The 18,737-nt window shown below is 62.9% G+C and carries 14 protein-coding genes; 9 read left to right on the top strand and 5 right to left on the bottom strand.

The window, feature by feature from the left end:
- Window position 1 precedes the first annotated feature (1 nt).
- Together AC1A0G_RS06655 and AC1A0G_RS06650 are read right to left on the bottom strand one after the other, a co-directional pair.
- Window positions 2-778 carry a hypothetical protein gene (locus AC1A0G_RS06655; RefSeq protein ID WP_476528420.1) on the bottom strand — a complete coding sequence of 259 codons (777 nt, stop codon included), beginning with the start codon at window positions 776-778 and terminating at the stop codon, window positions 2-4.
- Between the two features lie 10 nt (window positions 779-788).
- Window positions 789-1,331 (bottom strand): matrixin family metalloprotease, encoded by a 543-nt coding sequence (locus tag AC1A0G_RS06650; protein ID WP_476528419.1) that lies wholly within the window; start codon window positions 1,329-1,331, stop codon window positions 789-791.
- A 199-nt stretch (window positions 1,332-1,530) separates the two neighbouring features.
- Here AC1A0G_RS06650 and AC1A0G_RS06645 point away from each other — a divergent pair, with 199 nt between their 5' ends.
- Entirely contained in the window at window positions 1,531-2,910 is a 1,380-nt protein-coding gene (locus AC1A0G_RS06645; protein WP_476528418.1) for a replication-associated recombination protein A, read from the top strand.
- Window positions 2,911-3,185: 275 nt separating this feature from the next.
- Window positions 3,186-4,760 carry an MFS transporter gene (locus AC1A0G_RS06640; protein WP_476528417.1) on the top strand — a complete coding sequence of 525 codons (1,575 nt, stop codon included), beginning with the start codon at window positions 3,186-3,188 and terminating at the stop codon, window positions 4,758-4,760.
- 337 nt (window positions 4,761-5,097) lie between these two features.
- On the opposite strand, the gene AC1A0G_RS06635 is transcribed toward AC1A0G_RS06640, so the two are convergent.
- Both AC1A0G_RS06635 and AC1A0G_RS06630 read right to left on the bottom strand, forming a co-directional pair.
- Entirely contained in the window at window positions 5,098-5,964 is an 867-nt protein-coding gene (locus tag AC1A0G_RS06635; protein WP_476528416.1) for a D-hexose-6-phosphate mutarotase, read from the bottom strand.
- Between the two features lie 152 nt (window positions 5,965-6,116).
- Window positions 6,117-7,505: an FAD-dependent oxidoreductase gene (locus tag AC1A0G_RS06630; RefSeq protein WP_476528415.1), complete on the bottom strand. Its 1,389-nt coding sequence runs from the start codon at window positions 7,503-7,505 to the stop codon at window positions 6,117-6,119.
- Window positions 7,506-8,071: 566 nt separating this feature from the next.
- Here AC1A0G_RS06630 and AC1A0G_RS06625 point away from each other — a divergent pair.
- From AC1A0G_RS06625 to AC1A0G_RS06610, 4 genes are all read left to right on the top strand, one after another.
- Complete coding sequence (locus tag AC1A0G_RS06625) at window positions 8,072-9,328, top strand: trans-sulfuration enzyme family protein (RefSeq protein ID WP_476528414.1); 1,257 nt, start codon at window positions 8,072-8,074, stop codon at window positions 9,326-9,328.
- Window positions 9,329-9,769: 441 nt separating this feature from the next.
- A complete protein-coding gene (locus AC1A0G_RS06620; RefSeq protein WP_476528413.1) occupies window positions 9,770-10,834 on the top strand; it encodes an ABC transporter substrate-binding protein in 1,065 nt (354 codons plus the stop codon).
- A gap of 213 nt (window positions 10,835-11,047) precedes the next feature.
- Window positions 11,048-12,199 (top strand): ABC transporter permease, encoded by a 1,152-nt coding sequence (locus AC1A0G_RS06615; protein ID WP_476528412.1) that lies wholly within the window; start codon window positions 11,048-11,050, stop codon window positions 12,197-12,199.
- Window positions 12,196-13,014, top strand: a complete 819-nt coding sequence (locus AC1A0G_RS06610; protein ID WP_476528411.1) for an ABC transporter ATP-binding protein — start codon at window positions 12,196-12,198, stop codon at window positions 13,012-13,014. Before AC1A0G_RS06615 ends, AC1A0G_RS06610 begins: the two co-directional genes overlap by 4 nt.
- 487 nt (window positions 13,015-13,501) lie before the next feature.
- On the opposite strand, the gene AC1A0G_RS06605 is transcribed toward AC1A0G_RS06610, so the two are convergent.
- Window positions 13,502-14,809, bottom strand: a complete 1,308-nt coding sequence (locus tag AC1A0G_RS06605) for an O-acetylhomoserine aminocarboxypropyltransferase/cysteine synthase family protein (protein ID WP_476528410.1) — start codon at window positions 14,807-14,809, stop codon at window positions 13,502-13,504.
- 462 nt (window positions 14,810-15,271) lie between these two features.
- On the opposite strand from AC1A0G_RS06605, the gene AC1A0G_RS06600 reads away from it, so the two are divergent.
- The 3 genes from AC1A0G_RS06600 (at window position 15,272) to AC1A0G_RS06590 (ending at window position 18,729) form a co-directional block, all read left to right on the top strand.
- Window positions 15,272-16,660, top strand: coding sequence for a M20/M25/M40 family metallo-hydrolase (locus AC1A0G_RS06600; RefSeq protein WP_476528409.1), 1,389 nt, complete (start codon window positions 15,272-15,274; stop codon window positions 16,658-16,660).
- A 153-nt stretch (window positions 16,661-16,813) separates the two neighbouring features.
- Complete coding sequence (gene metK, locus AC1A0G_RS06595) at window positions 16,814-18,007, top strand: methionine adenosyltransferase (RefSeq protein ID WP_476528408.1); 1,194 nt, start codon at window positions 16,814-16,816, stop codon at window positions 18,005-18,007.
- On the top strand, window positions 18,004-18,729 hold the full coding sequence (locus AC1A0G_RS06590) for a class I SAM-dependent methyltransferase (RefSeq protein ID WP_476528407.1): 726 nt from the start codon (window positions 18,004-18,006) through the stop codon (window positions 18,727-18,729). Before metK ends, AC1A0G_RS06590 begins: the two co-directional genes overlap by 4 nt.
- Window positions 18,730-18,737 lie beyond the last annotated feature (8 nt).

The following is an 18,737-nucleotide window of genomic DNA, read 5'->3' as shown; positions in this document are numbered from 1 at the left end:
GTTAACTGTCGCGTATGTCATCCATGACGTCTGCAAATGGCCTGCTGCTTATGACATCGTGGATCGGTACATCGGCATCAAGCCGTATTCTCACTGTCGCTGTGCCGCCGCCGTTCAGGGTGACGGTCTTTGACAGGGTCGGGGCGGAACCGATGAGATTCGACCTCATCTGCGCGTTTCCTCTTTCGTCCTTCATGATGGTGAACGGTTCCACTGCTGGGTAATGGTAGCCGGTGCGTTCATCATAGTTCAGAAACAGCATGGTTTCCTGTGACAGCAGCGGCTCAATGAACAGGGGATCGTCCACGGTAAAAGTGGTGGTGGTTTCTTGCGTGGCAGGTTTGAGTATGATGCCCTCTCTATTGGTCACGGCATTTGACTCGGTGTGTGTCATGCGCTCGGACCGGCGTAGATTGATCTGTATCTGCCGTGAGTTGACGTTTCCTTTCAATACCGTGTCGATCTCAAATCGGTATAATTGTCCGGTAACGGATTCTTCGGAGGATTCCTTGGAAAGATCGTTAGGGTCCCGTGCCATGTTCCATGTTCCGAGTTTGGCGGTGTACTGTCCGATGACGATGAAGTCCGACTGTTCTGTCATGGTGCTGAGATCTTCCGCGATTGGATAATCATATGTGATATCCAGGTTGCGTTGAGCGGGGTTTGATGTCGTGCGCTGCAGTATGAGCATGATGGCGATGATGATAATCGTGAGAACAAGGATTATGAAGGCTTTCGCCGCATCCGAGGCGGGACGGGCGTGATGTGCGTGTGCCATGATCGGCTCCTTAGATCGTTCCGTAGGATGCTCGTACGCCATTAATGTCATCGGCTTGGGGAATGTATATGGACTGGCGGTTGCGGTTGCCATTCATGATAGCGGTGCCTGATTGGAGATCGTCAAGTCCTAATGCATGGCCTATTTCATGATTGGCTGTGCTTCGGGCCACATTCGTTTTAGTAATATTTGTGTTTGCGGCATTTATTTTGGCTTCGAATTGGGTGATGTATAAATCATAGGAATAGTTTATGCGTCCGTACAGGTTGGTACTGGATTCGCTGAATGAAGTCAATGTGTTTACGGAAAATGCGGAATTGTATAAATTCACTGAGGACGCCTGTCTCCAATCGGAGATCGCGCTGCCCCAAGCCTTTCGAATAATACTGTTAGGACTGCTGAGATTGGAGCCCCATTGGAAGGAAGCGGTTTTTCCTTGAATCCTATGTCCTGTGAGGGTATAGGCTGATGCGGGGATTGCCGTAAAAAAGAGTAATGCAATGCACGTGACGAGGAGTGACGACACGGTAAAGAGACGGTATGAGAATCGCATGAGAGGTTCCTTGGTAAAGCGTTGAATCGTGTTGGGTCAGAATCGAACCTGGAGTAATGCATGATGGCAACATCGCCGAATGTAATTCCATTATAAGGTATATGGGTGTTGTTGCCATTGCATGTTGGATGATGCGTCGGTACGATGCGACGCCACGCGCTCGAACAGATGTTCGATGGTTTGTGTATGATATAGAGGCATGAGCGAGACTGATCTGTTTGAGGCGAGCGGCACCGGCGACGAGGCGATGACCCGGCCGCTCGCGGTGCGCATGCGGCCGAACACCGTGGACGAGGTGGTCGGCCAGTCGCAGGTGCTCGGGGAAGGCTCGCCGCTACGCAGACTCGCCAATCCCGCATCCAAAGGATCGCTCGCCGCGCCCAGTTCGATCATCCTGTTCGGTCCTCCCGGCGTGGGCAAAACCACGCTCGCCTACATTGTGGCCAAACAGTCCGGCCGTGCGTTCGAGGAGCTGTCCGCCGTCACCTCCGGCGTCAAGGACGTGCGCGACGTGCTCGCCCGCGCCAAACGTCGTCTGATCGTGGAAGGCAAGGAGACCGTCCTGTTCATCGATGAGGTGCACCGCTTCTCCAAATCGCAGCAGGATGCGCTGTTGCCGAGCGTGGAGAACCGCGACGTGACGTTCATCGCGGCCACCACCGAGAATCCGAGCTTTTCGGTCATCAAACCGCTCTTGAGCCGATCGGTCGTCGTCAAACTCGAATCGCTTGAACCGAGCGATCTCAAAACGCTGATTGAACGCGCCGTCGAGGACCCGCGCGGTCTCAAAGGCGAAGTGCGCATCAGCGACGAGGCGATCGACGAGATCATCCGGCTCGCCGGCGGCGACGCACGCAAGACGTTGACGATCCTCGAAGCCGCGGCAGGTGCGGCCACCGGCGATCAGGAGCGCAAGAAAGGCGCGCGACGGCCCATCGTCACGCCCGACATCGTCAGCAAGGTCATGGACGTGGCCACCGTGCGCTACGACAAGGACGGCGACGACCACTACGACGTGATCTCCGCGTTCATCAAATCCATGCGCGGGTCCGACCCGGACGCGGCCATCCATTATCTCGCGCGCATGCTGCGGGCAGGGGAGGACCCGCGATTCATCGCCCGGCGCATCATGATCGCCGCGGCCGAAGAGGTCGGCATGGCCGCGCCGCAGATCCTGCAGGTCACCGTCGCCGCGGCGCAGGCCGTCGCCATGATCGGCATGCCCGAAGCGCGGATCATTCTCGCGGAGGCGACCATCGCCGTCGCCACCGCGCCCAAATCCAACGCCAGCTACAACGCGATCAACGCCGCGCTCGCCGACGTGGACGCGGGGCTGATCGGCCAAGTACCGCTGTATTTGAGAAACGCCCCCACCAAACTCATGAAGGAATGGGGCAACCACGAAGGCTACAAGTACGCGCACGACTGGCCGGGCGCGGTCGCCCCACAGGAATACCTGCCCGAGGAACTGAGAGGAAAGGAGTACTACCATCCCAACGACCGAGGCTACGAACATGAAGTGAAACCACGATTGGAGAGGATTCGCAAAATCCTGCACGAGAGCGATGACACGGAATGAGCTTTGCTTCGGCCGTACGCAGACGACGGCTTCCATGCCGGAGCGTCGAGATGATGACGGCCGCCGTGCGAGGAATGGTTTGTCCAGCATGATCGACTAAGGTGTGCGATGGTTAAGGGCGGAAACGGATGGCCGAATACCGGTTGCGATCCGTCGAGACAAGACGCCCGAACGGTTGGCAAACCACATTCCGCAGATATCATGACCGCATGTGGTCGCCACCATGCGACTGCTGTCACGTCATGAGCGTTGAAAGATAGGAAACGGGAGTACGTATGGAATCGCCTACGACACGTCAGGCAGGCAAGACCGAAACGGAACGCACCGATATCACCCATGCCGCGAATACCGACGCTGCGCGTGCGCACGCGTCCAATGCGCTCAGGAATGGCTCCGCAGCCGTCGCGCCACCCGACGAACATATTCCGCTGAGCCTGATCGGCTCGATCATCGCGGTCGGTTCGCTCGCGTTCGTCGGCATCCTCACCGAAACGGTCATGACCGTGCTGTTCCCCGAACTCATGGTCGAATTTAACGTCAACACTGCCACCGTGCAGTGGATCACCACGATCTACCTGCTGGTCGTGGCGGCCACAATGCCGCTGTCGTCGTTTCTCAACCGCCGATTCAAGCTTAAAACCCTGTTCGTGGCGGCCGTCGTACTGGCCGTCACCGGCTCGCTCATCATGATCGTCGGCCACGCGTTCCCGCTCATCCTGCTCGCACGCGTCATCCAGGGCATCGGCTCGGGCGTGGCCACACCATTGATGATGAACATCATCCTCGAACAGTCGCCGCGTTCCAAGGTCGGCCGACTCATGGGCGTGGGGTCCTTGGTCATCACCGTCGCGCCGGCCATCGGCCCGACCGTCGGCGGTGCGGTGTCCAGCGTGCTGCCGTGGCGTGCGATCTTTGTGTTCGCCGTGGCCGTCGTCATTCTGCTGTCGCTGCCGGTGGGCCTCAAGTGCATCCGCCAGACCCGGCCGACCGAGGAAGCGCATCTGAATCCGTTGCAGTTCGTGGCGATCGTGCTCGCCCTGTGCGGTCTGATCTATGCGCTCAACCAAGCCGGCATCGCGATCGGCGCGGCGGTCGGCGGCGCCGGTTCGGCCGTGCGTCCGGCGATCATCGCTGTCGTCAGCCTGGTCGTCGGCATCGGCTCGCTGCTGTTCTTCGGATGGTCGACCAAGCGATCGTTCTCGCCGCTGATCCGTCTCGGCTGGCTGCGCGACCCGGTCGTGCTGCTGCATCTGCTGCCGTACATGCTGCTGCCGATCGTCGGCATCGGATTCGGCTATGTGATCACGAACGTGGCGCAGCTCTCGCTGGGCACGACGGCGTTCGTGGCTGGCGCACTCGTGCTGCCGGGCGCGCTGATCGGCGCGTTCTTCGCGCCCGTGGGCGGCATGATGTACGACAAGTTCGGCCCCACCCGCCCCATCCTGACGGCGATGAGCGTGGCCACGCTCGGCCCGGTGTTGCTGCTCGTCTTCTCCATGCACCTGACGCCCGGGCTGCTGGCCGGCTTCTACTTCATTTTCGGCCTGTGCTATGCGCTCGGCTATTCGAACATCATGACCAGCGCGTTGAGCGGCATCGACCGCGAGTTCACCCCGGATGGCAACGCCGTGTTCCAGACCTCGCTGCAGTTCGGCGGCGCGGTCGGCACCGCATTGTTCTCCACGATCCTCGCCGTGGCGCAGGCTGGTTCGGGCGAAGAGGGATCGGCGGCGTTCCGCCACGCCACCGCGGTCGGCGGCGCGGCCGTCTTCGCCACGATGATCGTGCTGTGCGTGATCTCGATCATCTCGCTCGCCGCCGCGTTCCGCCTACGCGCCGCACGGCGGTAACTCGGCGCTCGTCACCGATCGGACACATGCGTGTGGTTAAGGAATCGTGCTTCGCACGATGCTGTGTTTCCGGCGGCTTCGCCGCAGTACCCCACCCGGCGCTTCGCGCCACCCTCCCCTGAAAGGGGAGGGAAGGCACAAAGGTGTCTGCTCGCACTTCGCCTGCAAACGCCGCCGGCGTTTGCTTCACGGCGAAGTCTTTGAGAGGGGTGAGAAGGGGTTTGATCCTTTCCCTCCCCTCTTAAGGGGAGGGTGGCGCGAAGCGCCGGGTGGGGTACTCGCGGACGAAGTCCGCCAACAATACAGATCGACCGCACGTCAGTGCGGTCGATACCATTTACCGCACGCTGACCGTCTGGGTCAGCGTATGGGATTGACCCGGCGCCAGCTCCACCGCATGCTCGCGGTTCGCTGCGGCTTCGACACACACGAAGTCGCGCCATTCCGCCTCCGCGAGATCGCCGATCGCATTGCCGGCCTTCTCGCCCGGATTCCACACCACGGTCTGCGGCGAGCCGGACTTGCCGACAGTGATCGTGCGGTCGAGCACATCGTCGTGAATCCGCAGTTCATCGGTCGAATAATAGATGCGGTCGACGGTCGTGCCGTCGAACGTCACGGCCGGCTCCGACTGCTCGCGCTCGGGAAAACCGGGCAGGGTCGTATCAAGATACGTCGACCCTTCCAAACCGAGCACCTGCGCGCGCAGCACGTCGCCCACATGGAAGTATGTGTGCAGCGCGGCCTCGTAGATCAGCGGCTGGTCGCCGGTGTTGGTCACGGTCAACGCCATCGACAGCTCGCGGCCGGCGTTCACCTCGTATTCGGCGTGGAAGCGCGAACCGGGACCGGAAATGAACTGGGCGATCAGCGAGTCGTCGATGTCGTCGGAGTCGAGCGCGTACCGGATGTGCCGGTCGGTCAGCGTCTCCTCGTCGGCCTTCCAGAAGCTCAGCCGAGCGAACCCATGCTTCGGTTTCTTATCGGTGGGCTCGCCGAACGCGAACCCGCCGTTGAACCACGGGAAGATCACCGGTACGCCGCCGCGCACCGCGGCATTGGAGCCGAGACGGACCGCCTTCGGCTGCCAGACCACGGCCGGCTCGCCACTCGGCGCCCAGTTGATGACGTGCGCGCCGTGATCGCCGATCAGCATGGAGCCGTCGTCGTTGGCGAGCGTGCGGATGATGAAGGTATCGCTCATGATCGAATCTCCTTGTTGAGGATATGTGCTTGAGATCTAACGATTATGCCTGATCTTCAGGTCCCGTGTGCATCACCCCTCAATCGGCTTCGCCGACAGCTCCCCCTTCAGGGGGAGCAAGGAGTGAGGATGGTGCTGCCGGAACGGGGCGGTCAGCTTTCCGCGACGGCCTGGATGGCGACCGCGCCGACGAAGTTGATCGGTTGGCTGAAGTTCGGCTGGAAGAACAGGTCCGCGCCGGCCAGCTGGTCGATCGTGAACCCGGCCTGGATGGCGACCGACACGACGTTTGCGGCCTGCGAGATGTCGTGCTTCGACAGGAACTGCGCGCCGAGAATGCGCCGCGTGACCGGACTCCACACGATCGTCGCCGTCACCGGCGTGGTCGTCAGCATGAAATCAGGACGGTAATCCTGCGTGATCGTCGTGGACCTGGCCGCGATGCCGCGCTTTTCGGCGCCGCCCAGCGTCAGTCCCGTCGCGCTCATCGCCAGATCGTACAGCTGCACCGCGCTCGTCGCCTGCGTGCCCGGGTAGCGTTTCGTGGCCGAGACGATGTTCTCGCCGATCAGCAGCCCCTGACGTACCGCGTTCGTGGCGAGCGGGATGTAATCGTCCGCGCCGGTCGGATTGTAGCGCACGGTCGCGCTGTCGCCGGCCGCGAACACGTCGTCGAGCACCACGTTGTCCGGCAGGGAGACATGCATGTAGTCGTCGATCACGATCGCGCCGTTCCTCAGCATACGCACCTGATCGCGGAACAGCGCGGTGTTCGGGCGGAAACCGGCACCGAGAATCGCCACGTCGGCCGTGTACTCGCCCTGCTCGGTCACGACGGTCACACCGGAACCGTCCACGCCGTCCGAACCGGCCGCCGGACGAAACGCGACGACCTTCTGTCCGAGCGCGAGCGTCACGCCGTGCGACTCGAACGCACGCTCCACCTCGTCGCTGATCGCCGCGTCGAAATTGTTCGCCAGCACGCACGGCAGGGCGTCGACCAGCGTGGTCTTCACGCCGATCTCGCTGAACTGCTCGGCCAATTCCGCGCCGATATAGCCCGCGCCGATCACCACCGCGGACTTCGCGCTCTTCGCGCGCTCCTTGATCGCCAACGCATGATTCCAGTTCTTGCATAGCATCACCGTGCCGGCCTCCATCGCCGCATCCAGACCGTCGATCGGCGGAACGACCGGCGCGGAACCGGTGGTGATCACCAGCTTGTCGAACGTGTACTCGCTGACTTCGCCGGTCTCGAGATCCTTCGCGTGCAGCGTCTTGCCGGTCACGTCCACGTCAAGCACGTCGTGGCGCATGTGCATCGTCGCGCCCGCCTCGGCCAGCGCCTCGGGCGACGAATAGAACATCTTCTTCGGGTCGGAGACGTGGTCGCCCACCCACAGCGCGATGCCGCACGAGAGGAACGAGAGCGAATCGTTGCGCTCGAACACGTGCACAGTCCAATCGGGATGCTGCTTGAGAATCGACGTGGCGGCGAACGTTCCGGCGTGCGTGCAGCCGACGATGGCGACGGTGGTCATAAGAATGTGCTCCTTTGCTTCAGGCGACGTTGTCAACCACCCATTGTGCCATCAGTCGCCGCCATCGCGGGTCGCGACACGGCCACGACATGGCCGCGGAGCAACGCAATTGTTGCGGCAGCGCACGTTCCTCTCCCCGATTTGCGTGATGTTCTGGATAGTAAGGGGCCGCTGGTAGCGGAAATATCACGCAAAAGAGATTGCTGGCGTGATGTTTTGGATAGGATCGGGCTGCTGGTAGCGGAGATGTCACGTGGAGAAGCCTGTTTGCGTGATGTTTTGGATAGAAGGGGGTTGGTAGTAGCAAAAATGCCACGCCAGGGATTGACTCGCGTGATGTTTTGGATAGTTGGGTTGCAATGATAGCCAGACCATCACGCAAGAGGGCTGGCTTGCGTGATGTTGGTGATAGCAAGGGAATGATGGTAGCGGAAATATCACGCTGGGGTAGCCGGGCGTTGCGGCGGTCATAAGAAACGCGTATAGCCACGCGGCCCGTCGGCGAGCGACGATCGGGTATGCTCGGAACCGTTCGGTTTCCACACGACATCTCAAGGGGGTGCTTCATGACGAGGTTCAACACGCAGCTGGTCCACGGCCTGCCGGTTGGAGACAACAACACCGGCGCCGTCAACCCGCCCATCTACAACTCATCCACGTACGCTTATGAATCGGTCGACAAGATGCCCCGCTGGGATTACGCCCGCTCCGGCAACCCGACCCGCGACTTCCTCGAACGCCAGATCGCGCAGCTCGAACACGGCACGCGCGGCTTCGCGTTCGCATCCGGCCTCGCCGCGATCCACGCGGTCCTGTCGGTCTTCAAGCCGGGCGACCGCGTGGTCGTCGGCAAGAACATCTATGGCGGCACGTACTCGCTGTTCAACGAGTACTTCGCCGAACGCGGCATCACGTTCGAACCGGTCGACACGGCCGACTACGAGGCGCTGGACGACGCGGTGTCCGGCCGTGCGCGCGTCACGTTCGACGGGCGCACGCTCGATGCGACCACGCCGGCCAAGGCCGTGTACTTCGAAGTGCTCACCAACCCGCTCCTGCAGGTCAACAACGTGGCGCGGATCTCCGAGGTCGCGCACCGTCACGGCGCGATCTCGATCGTGGACAACACGTTCGTGACCCCGTACCTGCAGCAGCCGCTCGATTTGGGCGCGGACGTCGTCATCCACTCGGCCACCAAGTATCTGGCCGGCCATTCCGAAGTGAACGCCGGACTCGTCGTGGTCAAGGACGAGACGGTCGGCCGCGGCATCTACTTCGCGCAGAACCGTTTGGGCGGCGTGCTGCCGCCGGCCGAATGCAACGACGTGCGCCGTGGCATCCAGACGCTCGCGCTGCGCATGGACCGCCAGCAGGCCAACGCGCAGGCCATCGCCGAATACCTGCTCGTGCACCCGCTCATCAAAACCGTGAACTATCCGGGCGTGCGCGGCGACAGCGCCCGCGTGCTCAAGGAGAACGGGCTTAAGGGCTTCGGCGGCGTGCTCTCGTTCGAGGTGGTGCCGGGCGTGGACCCGGGCATCGTGCTTGACAACCTGAAGATCTTCCGTCTCGCCGTCTCGCTGGGCGCGGTTGAAAGCCTCGCGGAGCTGCCGTGTCGCATGACGCATTTCGAACTGCCGAAGGCCGAACGGCTCAAGGTCGGCATCACCGACGAGCTGGTGCGGCTTGCGGTCGGCATCGAGGATGCGGCCGATCTGATCGAGGATCTCGGCCAGGCGCTCGACAAGGCGTATGAGGCGTATCTGCAGACGCATGCGGAGCTTGATGTGTTCGCGCAGGTGTCGTCCGGCGTGTTCGCGTAAGTTCGGGCGCGCATATATACATACGGGAAACTGGTACGAATACCACGAAATACGACTGACTTTCGTGGTATTCGTACCAGTTTTTTTGTTGTTGACGACCGATGCCGGTTTATGCGGTTGGTTATAAGTTGAGGCAGTGAAAACGGGTGGGGTTATAAGTTGGGCTGATATCCCGGTATCGGTTTAAACGAACGCGAAAATGGCGGAATTCTGCGGTTTGTTGGCGATTGTGCGGTACAGTGGAATCACTTCCGCAAGGGGAACGCAATCCGGTATGGGACAGCATGACGGACTGCGAACAGTCACGCGGAACCCGAGAGAAAGAAACAACAGTTCTCCCGATCTCACACCAATCACTTGCAGTTTTGATGATTGACAGGGCGGCTATCCGTATGCCGCGGCCGATCCGTCAAAACCAACGGGGAAGAGGGGATACCAATCATGTTTACCGAACATCGCAGCACGTTACTGAAGGCGGTCGCCATCTTCGGCACGATGCTCGCGCTCATGCCGGTCGCCGGATGCAGCATCATCACCACGGACGGCGGCGGCACCAACAGCGCGAACTCAGACAGCAGCACCACCACCAAGCAGGTCAAGGACTTCGGCACCATCGAATTCCCGAAGTCCGGCTCCCTGTGCAGCTCGCCGATCGCCATCGCCGTGGAGAACGGCTACTTCAAGGAGGAGGGCATCACGCCGAAGCTGGTCACGGCCGACGCGGAAACCCGCAAGGTCGGCCTTGACACCGGCCGCTTCCCGATCACCAACGGCGACTTCCAGTTCTTCCCGTCCATCGAAAAGGGCGTGAAGACCAGCGTCGTGGGCGCCCTGCACAAGGGCTGCATCAAGATCGCCGTGAAGAAGGGCTCGTCGATCAAGACCGCCGCCGACCTCAAGGGCAAGACCATCGGCGTGGACGAGATCGGCGGCACGCCGTACATGGCCGCCAACCTGTGGCTCGGCGACGCCGGCCTGAACGTCGACCAGAAGAACGGCGACGTCAAGTACCTGCCGTTCGACGACGCGAACCTCGAATTCGAGGCCCTGCAGAACGGCCAGATCGACGCGGCCGCCCTGTGGGACCCGCTGCCGACCATCCAGGAGCAGAAGGGCACCGTCGACATCATCTTCGACCTCGGCTCCGACCCGAAGTTCTCCAAGCGCTTCTGCTGCTTCATCTACGGCTCCAACAAGGTCATCAAGGACAACCCCGAGGAGATGGCCGCCATCCTGCGCGCGCTCAACAAGGCGCGTGACTTCATCGCCCAGCACCCGGAGGACGCCGCCAAGATCATCACCGAGAAGAAGTACTCCACCATCACCGACCAGGCGCTCGCCGTCAAGCTGTTCAAGGATTACGACTACGCCGTGCAAACGGATGAGGCCAGCCTCATCGAAAGCGACGTGGACTACTTCGTCGACGGCCTGAAGAAGATCGGATTCCTCGAGACCTCCGACACCACCGGCTTCGCCAAGAAGATCTACCAGAAGGTCGATCTGTGATCGACCGCCTGTAGTCCGGCCGGGCGCTTTCCGGATGGCAAGTCTCGCAGTCATCCTGTCATTTCGAGCGAGTCGCAGACGAGTCGAGAAATCTTTGTGCGGGCATGATCGGCACGAAGATTTCTCCGCTCGCTTCGCTCGGTCGAAATGACACATGATGAGCGATGAAACATCCGATGGCGTCCGGTCGAACGCACGGAAAGGAACCATCATATGAGTAGCGTCACCGTCGATCTCGCCGAATCCGCGGCCCCGCAGTCGCGCCAATCCGGCCGGGATCAGTCATCCGCCAAGCCGACGGCGTTGTTCGCACGTCGCAGGACGGCCGCGACACCGGCCGCATCGGCCGCACAGTCATCGGCGCGATCGACGGTCGCGCTGCGCTTCCTGCCGTATCCGCTGGTCGTCGCATTCACCGCGGCCGGCTTCATCATCGCGCTGCTGACCAACATCCTCGTTCCGCAGGTCGCCCCCGTCGAATTCAAACAGGGTCGCCTGTGGATACTCGCGCTCAACGGGCAGGAGGCGTATCAAGGACTGCTGGTCATCCTCGCGCTCGTCTACATCGTCATCGGACTGGTCGACGCGCGCAAGCCGGCGGACGCCGCACGCTTCCGCTACCGCGCCCAGTTCCGGTTCGCCGCCGGCCTCGCGCTCGCCGCATGGGACATCACCGGCACCAAGATCCAGTCGCTGCCCCAGCCGTTCTTTCCCGGCCCCGCGCAGGTGCTCGAACCGTTCCTGACCAGCGGCGACTACATCGCGCTCAACACGTTCTACTCGCTGCGCCTGTTCGCGGCCGGATTCATCGTCGGCGTGATTCTCGGCGTGGTCACCGGCGTGCTCATCGGCTGGTTCTCGCGCGCCTACTACTGGGTGTTCCCGGTGCTCAAGATCACCGGCGTCATCCCGGCCGTCGCGTGGATGCCGTTCGCGCTCACGCTCATGCCGACGCCGTTCATCGCCGCCGTGTTCCTGCTCGTGATCTGCTCGTGGTTCCCGGTCGCGTTCCTGACCGCGCAGGGCATCCAGAGCACGCCGAAGATGCTGATCGAAGCGTCGCGCACGCTCGGCGCAAGCACCCCGTACATCCTGTTCCACGTGGCCATCCCGCACGCGATGCCGAGCATCTTCACCGGCATCGGCATGGCCAACAGCCTGTCGTTCCTCACGCTCATCATCTCCGAGATGATGGGCCAGCCGGGCGGCCTCGGCTACTACATCGACCAGGCGAAGGTCTGGTCCGCATACAACGAGATCCTCGCGGCGATCGTGGTGATGGCCGTGCTGTTCTCGCTGATCATGAAACTCATCGAACTCGTGCGCGGCCGCGTGCTGCGCTGGCAGAAGGGACTGGTGAAATGAGCGACGTACTGACATCCCCGGCCGAAACGGCCGTGGCAAGCCCCGAGCGCGCCGGCGAACAGCCGCTGATCTCCATCAGCCATATCGAACGCGACTTCGTGACCGACAACGGCGACGTCGTGCAGGCGTTGTCCGACGTGAACCTCGACATCGCTCGCGGCGAGCTGATCTCGATCATCGGCCCGTCCGGCTGCGGCAAGACCACGCTGCTGAGGCTCGTGTCCGGACTCGACAAGCCGCAGCGCGGCACCGTGACGTTCAAGGGACGGCCGGTCGACGGCCCGAACCCGGAGCGCGGCTACGTGTTCCAGCAGGGCAGCCTGTTCCCGTGGTTGACCGTGCGCGAGAACGTGGCGTTCGGCCTGAAGGCGCAGGGCGTGTACAAGCAGCGTAAGGACGAGGTCGACGAATACCTCGCCAAGGTGGGTCTGACCGGATTCGAGAACGCGTATCCGCACCAGATTTCGGGCGGCATGGCGCAGCGCGTGGCGATCGCGCGCGCGTTGATCGACCACCCGGAGGTGCTGCTGCTCGACGAGCCGATGGGCGCGCTCGATTCGTTCACCCGCGCCGACCTGCAGGACCGGCTGCTCGACCTGTGGGAGCAATATCACATGACGATGATCCTGGTGACGCATGACGTGGACGAGGCGATCTACCTCGGCAACCGCGTGGTCATCATGTCGCCGCGGCCCGGACGCATCAAGAAGATCGTGCCGATCGATCTGGCGCACCGCGACCGTGTGTCGGACGACTTCACCGCCTACCGCAAGGCGCTGCTGACCGACCTGCACTTCAACGTGCACGCGGAGTGATGCTCGCCAACGGGTAATGGGGGATGGGCCAACTGGCTCATCCCCCATTTGCTATGCCCGGGGAGTTATCAGAGACGCGCATCGGGGACGGTGGATGGGGTGTATCCTCCTCTCACCTTGCCGCGCAACTATTCTCGGAAATAAGGGTTGATTGCCGGGAATAGTTGCGCTGAGTATTTGGCAGTGCAACTATTTCCGGATGATAGGGATGATTTCCCGGAATAGTTGCGCTGAGAAATGGGGGGTGTAATTATTCTCGGTCGATAGGGGAAATTTCCGGGAATAGTTGCGCTGAGTATTTGGCAGTGCAACTATTTCCGGACGATAGGGATGATTTCCCGGAATAGTTGCACTGGGAAATCGGCAGCGCAACTATTCCCGGCTGATAGGGAAAATTTCCGAGAACAGTTGCGCGGTCGAGAGCACACAACAACAATGGCACCGGCCGGTGTGGCCGATGCCATTGCGCGTATCGAGTGAGATGCGATCAGTCGCCGTAGGTGGCGGCGAACGCTTGGGTGAGGTCGGCGATCAGATCGTCCGGGTTTTCCAAGCCGATCGACAGGCGGATCGTCGTGGGCGTCACCCCGGCGATCGCACGCGCCTCCGGCGTGAACTCACGGTGCGTGGTGTTCGCCGGATCGACGATCAGCGACCGCGCATCGCCGATGTTCGCCAGATAGCTGAACAGCCGCACATGGTCGATGAACGCGGCCGTCTGCTCGGCGCCGCCCTCCAGCTCGAACGAGAGCACCGAGCCGATGCCGCGCGGGAAGTCGCGCGACACCAGCTCATGCTGCGGGTCGCCGGACAGCGCGGAATAGTTGACTTTGCGCACATGCGTCTGGCGGGCCAGGAACGCGGCCACGGCGGCCGCCGACGCCGTCTCCTTGGACACGCGTTCGCTGAGCGTCTCCAGGCCGATCAGCTGAAGGTACGCCTCGAACGAGCCGAGCACCGCGCCGCCCAGACGCAGGTACTTGAGCCTGGTGCGTCGGATGAACGCGAGCGGGCCGGCCGCCTCGACGAAACTGCGCGGCGCGCGGCCGGCCGCCTCGCCGAGGATGAACTCGGGCGTGGTGAACTGCGGGTAGCGGCCGTTCGCCCAATCGAACGTGTCACCGGACGTGACCACGCCGCCGATCGCGTTGCCGTGGCCGCTCAGCGCCTTTGTGGTCGAATAGACGACGATGTCCGCGCCGTGCTCGAGTGGGCGGTACAGGTACGGCGTGGGCAGCGTGTTGTCGATGATCAGCGGCACGTTATGGCGGTGCGCGAGCGCGGACAGCGCCTCCACGTCGGTGACGACGGTGGTCGGGTTGGACACCGATTCGGCGAAGATCGCCTTGACGTCGTCGCCGAGCTGCGATTCGACTTCGATCGGATCGTTGATGTTGCGGACGAACGTGGTCGTCACGCCGAACTGCGGCAGCAGCGTGCGCAGCAGGTCGAACGTGCCGCCGTAGATGTCGTACGGGGCGATAATGCGCCCGCCGCCTTCCGCCGCATTGAGCAGCGCCGCGTTGATCGCGGCCATGCCCGAGGCGAACGCGACGGCCTCCTTCGCGCCGTCCAGCTCCGCGATGCGCTTCTCCAGGAAACCGACGGTCGGGTTGGCGACGCGCGAGTACAGGAAGCCGGGCGTGTCGCCGTTGGCGACCGCGTGGCCGCGCTGCGAGGTCTCCAGCCAGAACGCCGCGTTCGAATAGATGACCGGCGTGACCGAGTCCAGATTGGTTGCCGGATCGTAGCCGGCGTGCACCTGCGAGGTGTCGAAACGATGATCTGCTGCCATGAAATCCCCCAATGATGACGTGGTGATGGATGATGCTGTCGATGGCGTGATGCCATGAGATTGGTTGGTTGATTGCCGGTGACGATACGGCTGCGCGCCGGCGGATGGCTCACAATCTACCATGCGCGTCATTGCGCCGTTCCGGCCCGATCATTGGGAAAACTTATATCGCGTACACGAGCGATCGCAGGCGACAAATCCCGCTATACCCGCTGCTTATACCGGTGGTCGGCCACCGGTTATAGCCACGTCGGAACAGGGCGGTGCGAACGGTTGCGACACCTCGCCCCGATGGCCGGCTCAAACTTCAGGTTATGGCGAAAATGGCGGAAACTCGCGGATTTGTCGGGTTGACGGCAGTGGAATCGTCCCATACGATGCAATCAACGTCAACGCCATGCAGGGGATGCGCGGCGATCAGACAAGGGGACTTTTCCATTTCAGTCATCAAGGGGAACCATCGTGACGAACACCATCGACGCAACCAACGCGGACGCAACCGCTGCGGCCATCACCGAGGCGCAGCGCGAAGCGGTCGAACTGACCCGTCAGCTCATCCGCTTCGACACGCGCAACAACGGCGACGGCACCTGCAACGAGCGTCCGGCCGCCGAATGGGCCGCGGAACGGCTGCGCGAAGTCGGCATCGAACCGACGTTGAGCGAAAGCGAAGCGAACCGCGCGATCCTCGTCGCGGACATCCCCGGATGCGACCCGAACCTGCCGACGCTGCTCATCCACGGTCATCTCGACACCGTGCCCGCGAACCCGGCCGACTGGTCGGTCGACCCGCTTGCCGGCGTAGTGCAGCCCGACCAGGACGGCATCGAATGCGTGTGGGGCCGCGGCGCGGTCGACATGAAGAACATGGTCGCGATGTCGCTGGCCGCGATCCGCTCGATCGTCAGGCAGGGCGTCGCGCCGCGCCGCAACGTGCGTTTCGTGCTGCTGCCCGACGAGGAGGCCGGCGGCCATCTCGGCTCCGACTGGGTCGCCGCGCATCGTCCGGACATCTTCGCGAACATCGGATTCGTGATCAGCGAGACCGGCGGATTCTCCGACTACGTCGACGGCCGGCGCGTCTACTACGTGCAGGTCGGCGAGAAAGGCGTGCAGTGGTTCCGGCTCGACGCGCGCGGCACGCAGTCGCACGGCTCGCAGATCAACCGCAACAACGCGGTGGTGCGCGTGGCCAAGGCCGCGACCCGCATCGCCGACTACCGTTGGCCTGCCGACCTCAATCCGGTGACGCGTGCGCTGCTCGGCGGACTCGACCGGATCGTCAACGACCGCGACCATGCGGCGGACGACGACCTGTACTCGGAAGACAACGTGCGCAAGCTGATCGACGCGGCCGGCGCCACCAAGCCGTGGATCGCATCGTCGCTGAGCAACACGTTCAACGTCAGCTCGATCGACGCGGGCAGCACCGTGAACATCGTGCCGGCCAAGGCCAGCGCGCTCGTCGACGGCCGCGCACTGCCCGGTCAGGAGGACGCCGTGCTCGGCAAACTCAGGGAACTCGCCGGCGACGGCATCGACATCAGTCCGATCCACCGCAGCAACGGCTACCTGATCGACCCGAACGGCGAACTGTTCACCGGCATCACCCGCGTGCTGCGCGAACTCGACCCGGACGCGATCGTCCTGCCATTCCTCTCGTCCGGCGGCACCGACAGCAAGGCCGTCGTCCAACTCAACCCCGGCGCGCAATCGTGCGGATTCATCCCGCTGCTCGTGCCGCAGGGATTCAGCTACATCGCCCAGTTCCACGGCATCGACGAACGCGTACCCGTCAAGGCGCTGCACTTCGGCGAACAGGCGCTCGAACGGTTCATCGCCACGTTCTGACGGACGCGATCCCGCGATCCGCAGGCCGTGCCGCATCAAGATTTTGACCACAAGTCAACCAACCACCATCCACCAACCATCTCAACCAAACCAATCCACCAAACAACAACCCACCAACAAACCGCCCACCACACCACAGAAGGGAACCCGCCCATGACCAGACTGCTCACCTCCGAATCCGTGACCGAAGGCCACCCCGACAAGGTCTGCGACATCGTCTCCGACACGATCCTCGACGCCTACCTCGAGCTCGACCCCGACTCGCGCGTCGCCGTCGAAACCTCCGCCAAGGACGGCCTGGTCGTCGTCGAAGGCGAGGTCTCCGCACCCAAGACTCTCGACCACGTGGCCCTCGTGCGCAAGGCCATCGCCTCCATCGGCTACACCGACGCGGCCAGCGGCCTCGACCCGGAAGGCGCCGGCGTGATCAACAACATCCGTCCGCGCGAATTCGACAGCAACGACGGCGGCGCATGGGGCAACTACGGCGACGACAAGAAGGTGAGCAAGGAAGAGGCATACAACACGTTCGGCGGCGACCAGGGCCTCATGGTCGGCTACGCGTCCGACGACACGAAGGCGCTGCTCCCGCTGCCGATCTACGCGGCCAGCCGCCTCGCGGAACGCCTTGAATACGTGCGCAAGAACGGCATCATCCCGCTGCTGCGCCCGGACGGCAAGACGCTCGTCTCGGTCGAATACGCGAACGACAACATCACCGACCCGCGCGCCATCCGCCACATCCTCATCTCCACGCAGCACTCCGACAAGCTCGCCCTTGACGACGTGCGCGAGCAGGTGCGCAAGGAGGTCCTCGAACCGGTGCTCGCCACGCTCGACGTGGACGCGTCCGAAGCCGAGGTCGTCATCAACCGCTCCGCGTTCATCAACGGCGGTCCGAAGGCCGACGCCGGCCTGACCGGACGCAAGATCATCGTCGACACGTACGGCGGCATCGCCGGCCACGGCGGCGGCGCGTTCTCCGGCAAGGACCCGCGCAAGCCCGACCGTTCCGCCGCCTACGCCGCGCGCTGGGCCGCCAAGAACATCGTCGCCGCCGGCCTCGCCCGCCGCGCGCAGGTCCAGCTCGGCTACTTCAACCGCGTCGCCCGTCCGATCACCATCGACGTCGAGACGTTCGGCACCGAAACCGTGGACCGCACCAAGATCCAGGAAGCCGTCGCCAAGACCTTCGACTTCCGCCAGCTCGCCATCATCGACGAACTCAACCTGCGCCGCCCGATCTACCGCAAGACCGCCGCGTACGGCCACTTCGGCCGCGACGACGCCGACTTCACGTGGGAGCGCCCCGACAAGGTCGAGGAACTGCTGAGGAACGTCAAGTGACGACCTCGACGACCGACACGTTCCGCCGCGAGTACTTCGACGATTTCGAACGCGACCATCCGAACATCTTCGCGTCGAAACTCGAACTGCTGCGCGTCGCGATCACGCTGAACGGCACCCGCGGCATCGGCCAGACCGTATCCGTGGGTGCCGGCACCGGCTCGTACGAGGCCGCGCTGCGCGAACAGGGGCTCGTGGTCGACCGGATCATCGAACCGTCCGTCAACCTCGCCGCCGAAGCCCGCGCCCGAGGATTCGACGTGACCGAAGCGCTCGCGCAGGACGTGCCGTTCGCCGACGACTCGCTCGACACCGTGTTCTACAACGGCAGCGCGTTCGGATTCATCACCGAAACGGACCTGCTCGACCTGTTCCGCGCCCACCGGCGCCAGCTCAAGCCGGGCGGTGTGCTCGCCTTGCTCGACGTGCCGCCGGCCAGCGCGCTGGGACTCGCGGTGCAGGCGTCGTTCGACCTGCCGGGCGGCGGCGAATCGTATATCTCGCAGGTGCTGCGGGCCAGCTGGTACAGCGACGACACGCCGCACAAAACCTACTGGCGCACGACCGGAACCTACCGGGAGCTGCTGGAATCGGCCGGTTTCGCGACCTTCCGCACCTGGCAGACGCTGCGACGGCACCTGATCTACCAGAACGACTCGCCGGAGCTGGTGACGGAAGGCTACCAGGAAGGCAGCTACGTCGCGCTCGTCGCCGTCAAGTAGACGGTTGA

The organism is Bifidobacterium sp. LH_230 (genome assembly GCF_056357555.1).
This window is presented reverse-complemented; position numbering and strand designations above follow the sequence as displayed.

Bases quoted from the DNA above. Each gene is read 5' to 3' on its own strand.
- AC1A0G_RS06655 (WP_476528420.1), bottom strand. From the start codon at position 778: ATGGCACACGCACATCACGCCCGTCCCGCCTCGGATGCGGCGAAAGCC.
- AC1A0G_RS06650 (WP_476528419.1), bottom strand. From the start codon at position 1,331: ATGCGATTCTCATACCGTCTCTTTACCGTGTCGTCACTCCTCGTCACG.
- AC1A0G_RS06645 (WP_476528418.1), top strand. From the start codon at position 1,531: ATGAGCGAGACTGATCTGTTTGAGGCGAGCGGCACCGGCGACGAGGCG.
- AC1A0G_RS06640 (WP_476528417.1), top strand. From the start codon at position 3,186: ATGGAATCGCCTACGACACGTCAGGCAGGCAAGACCGAAACGGAACGC.
- AC1A0G_RS06635 (WP_476528416.1), bottom strand. From the start codon at position 5,964: ATGAGCGATACCTTCATCATCCGCACGCTCGCCAACGACGACGGCTCC.
- AC1A0G_RS06630 (WP_476528415.1), bottom strand. From the start codon at position 7,505: ATGACCACCGTCGCCATCGTCGGCTGCACGCACGCCGGAACGTTCGCC.
- AC1A0G_RS06625 (WP_476528414.1), top strand. From the start codon at position 8,072: ATGACGAGGTTCAACACGCAGCTGGTCCACGGCCTGCCGGTTGGAGAC.
- AC1A0G_RS06620 (WP_476528413.1), top strand. From the start codon at position 9,770: ATGTTTACCGAACATCGCAGCACGTTACTGAAGGCGGTCGCCATCTTC.
- AC1A0G_RS06615 (WP_476528412.1), top strand. From the start codon at position 11,048: ATGAGTAGCGTCACCGTCGATCTCGCCGAATCCGCGGCCCCGCAGTCG.
- AC1A0G_RS06610 (WP_476528411.1), top strand. From the start codon at position 12,196: ATGAGCGACGTACTGACATCCCCGGCCGAAACGGCCGTGGCAAGCCCC.
- AC1A0G_RS06605 (WP_476528410.1), bottom strand. From the start codon at position 14,809: ATGGCAGCAGATCATCGTTTCGACACCTCGCAGGTGCACGCCGGCTAC.
- metK (WP_476528408.1), top strand. From the start codon at position 16,814: ATGACCAGACTGCTCACCTCCGAATCCGTGACCGAAGGCCACCCCGAC.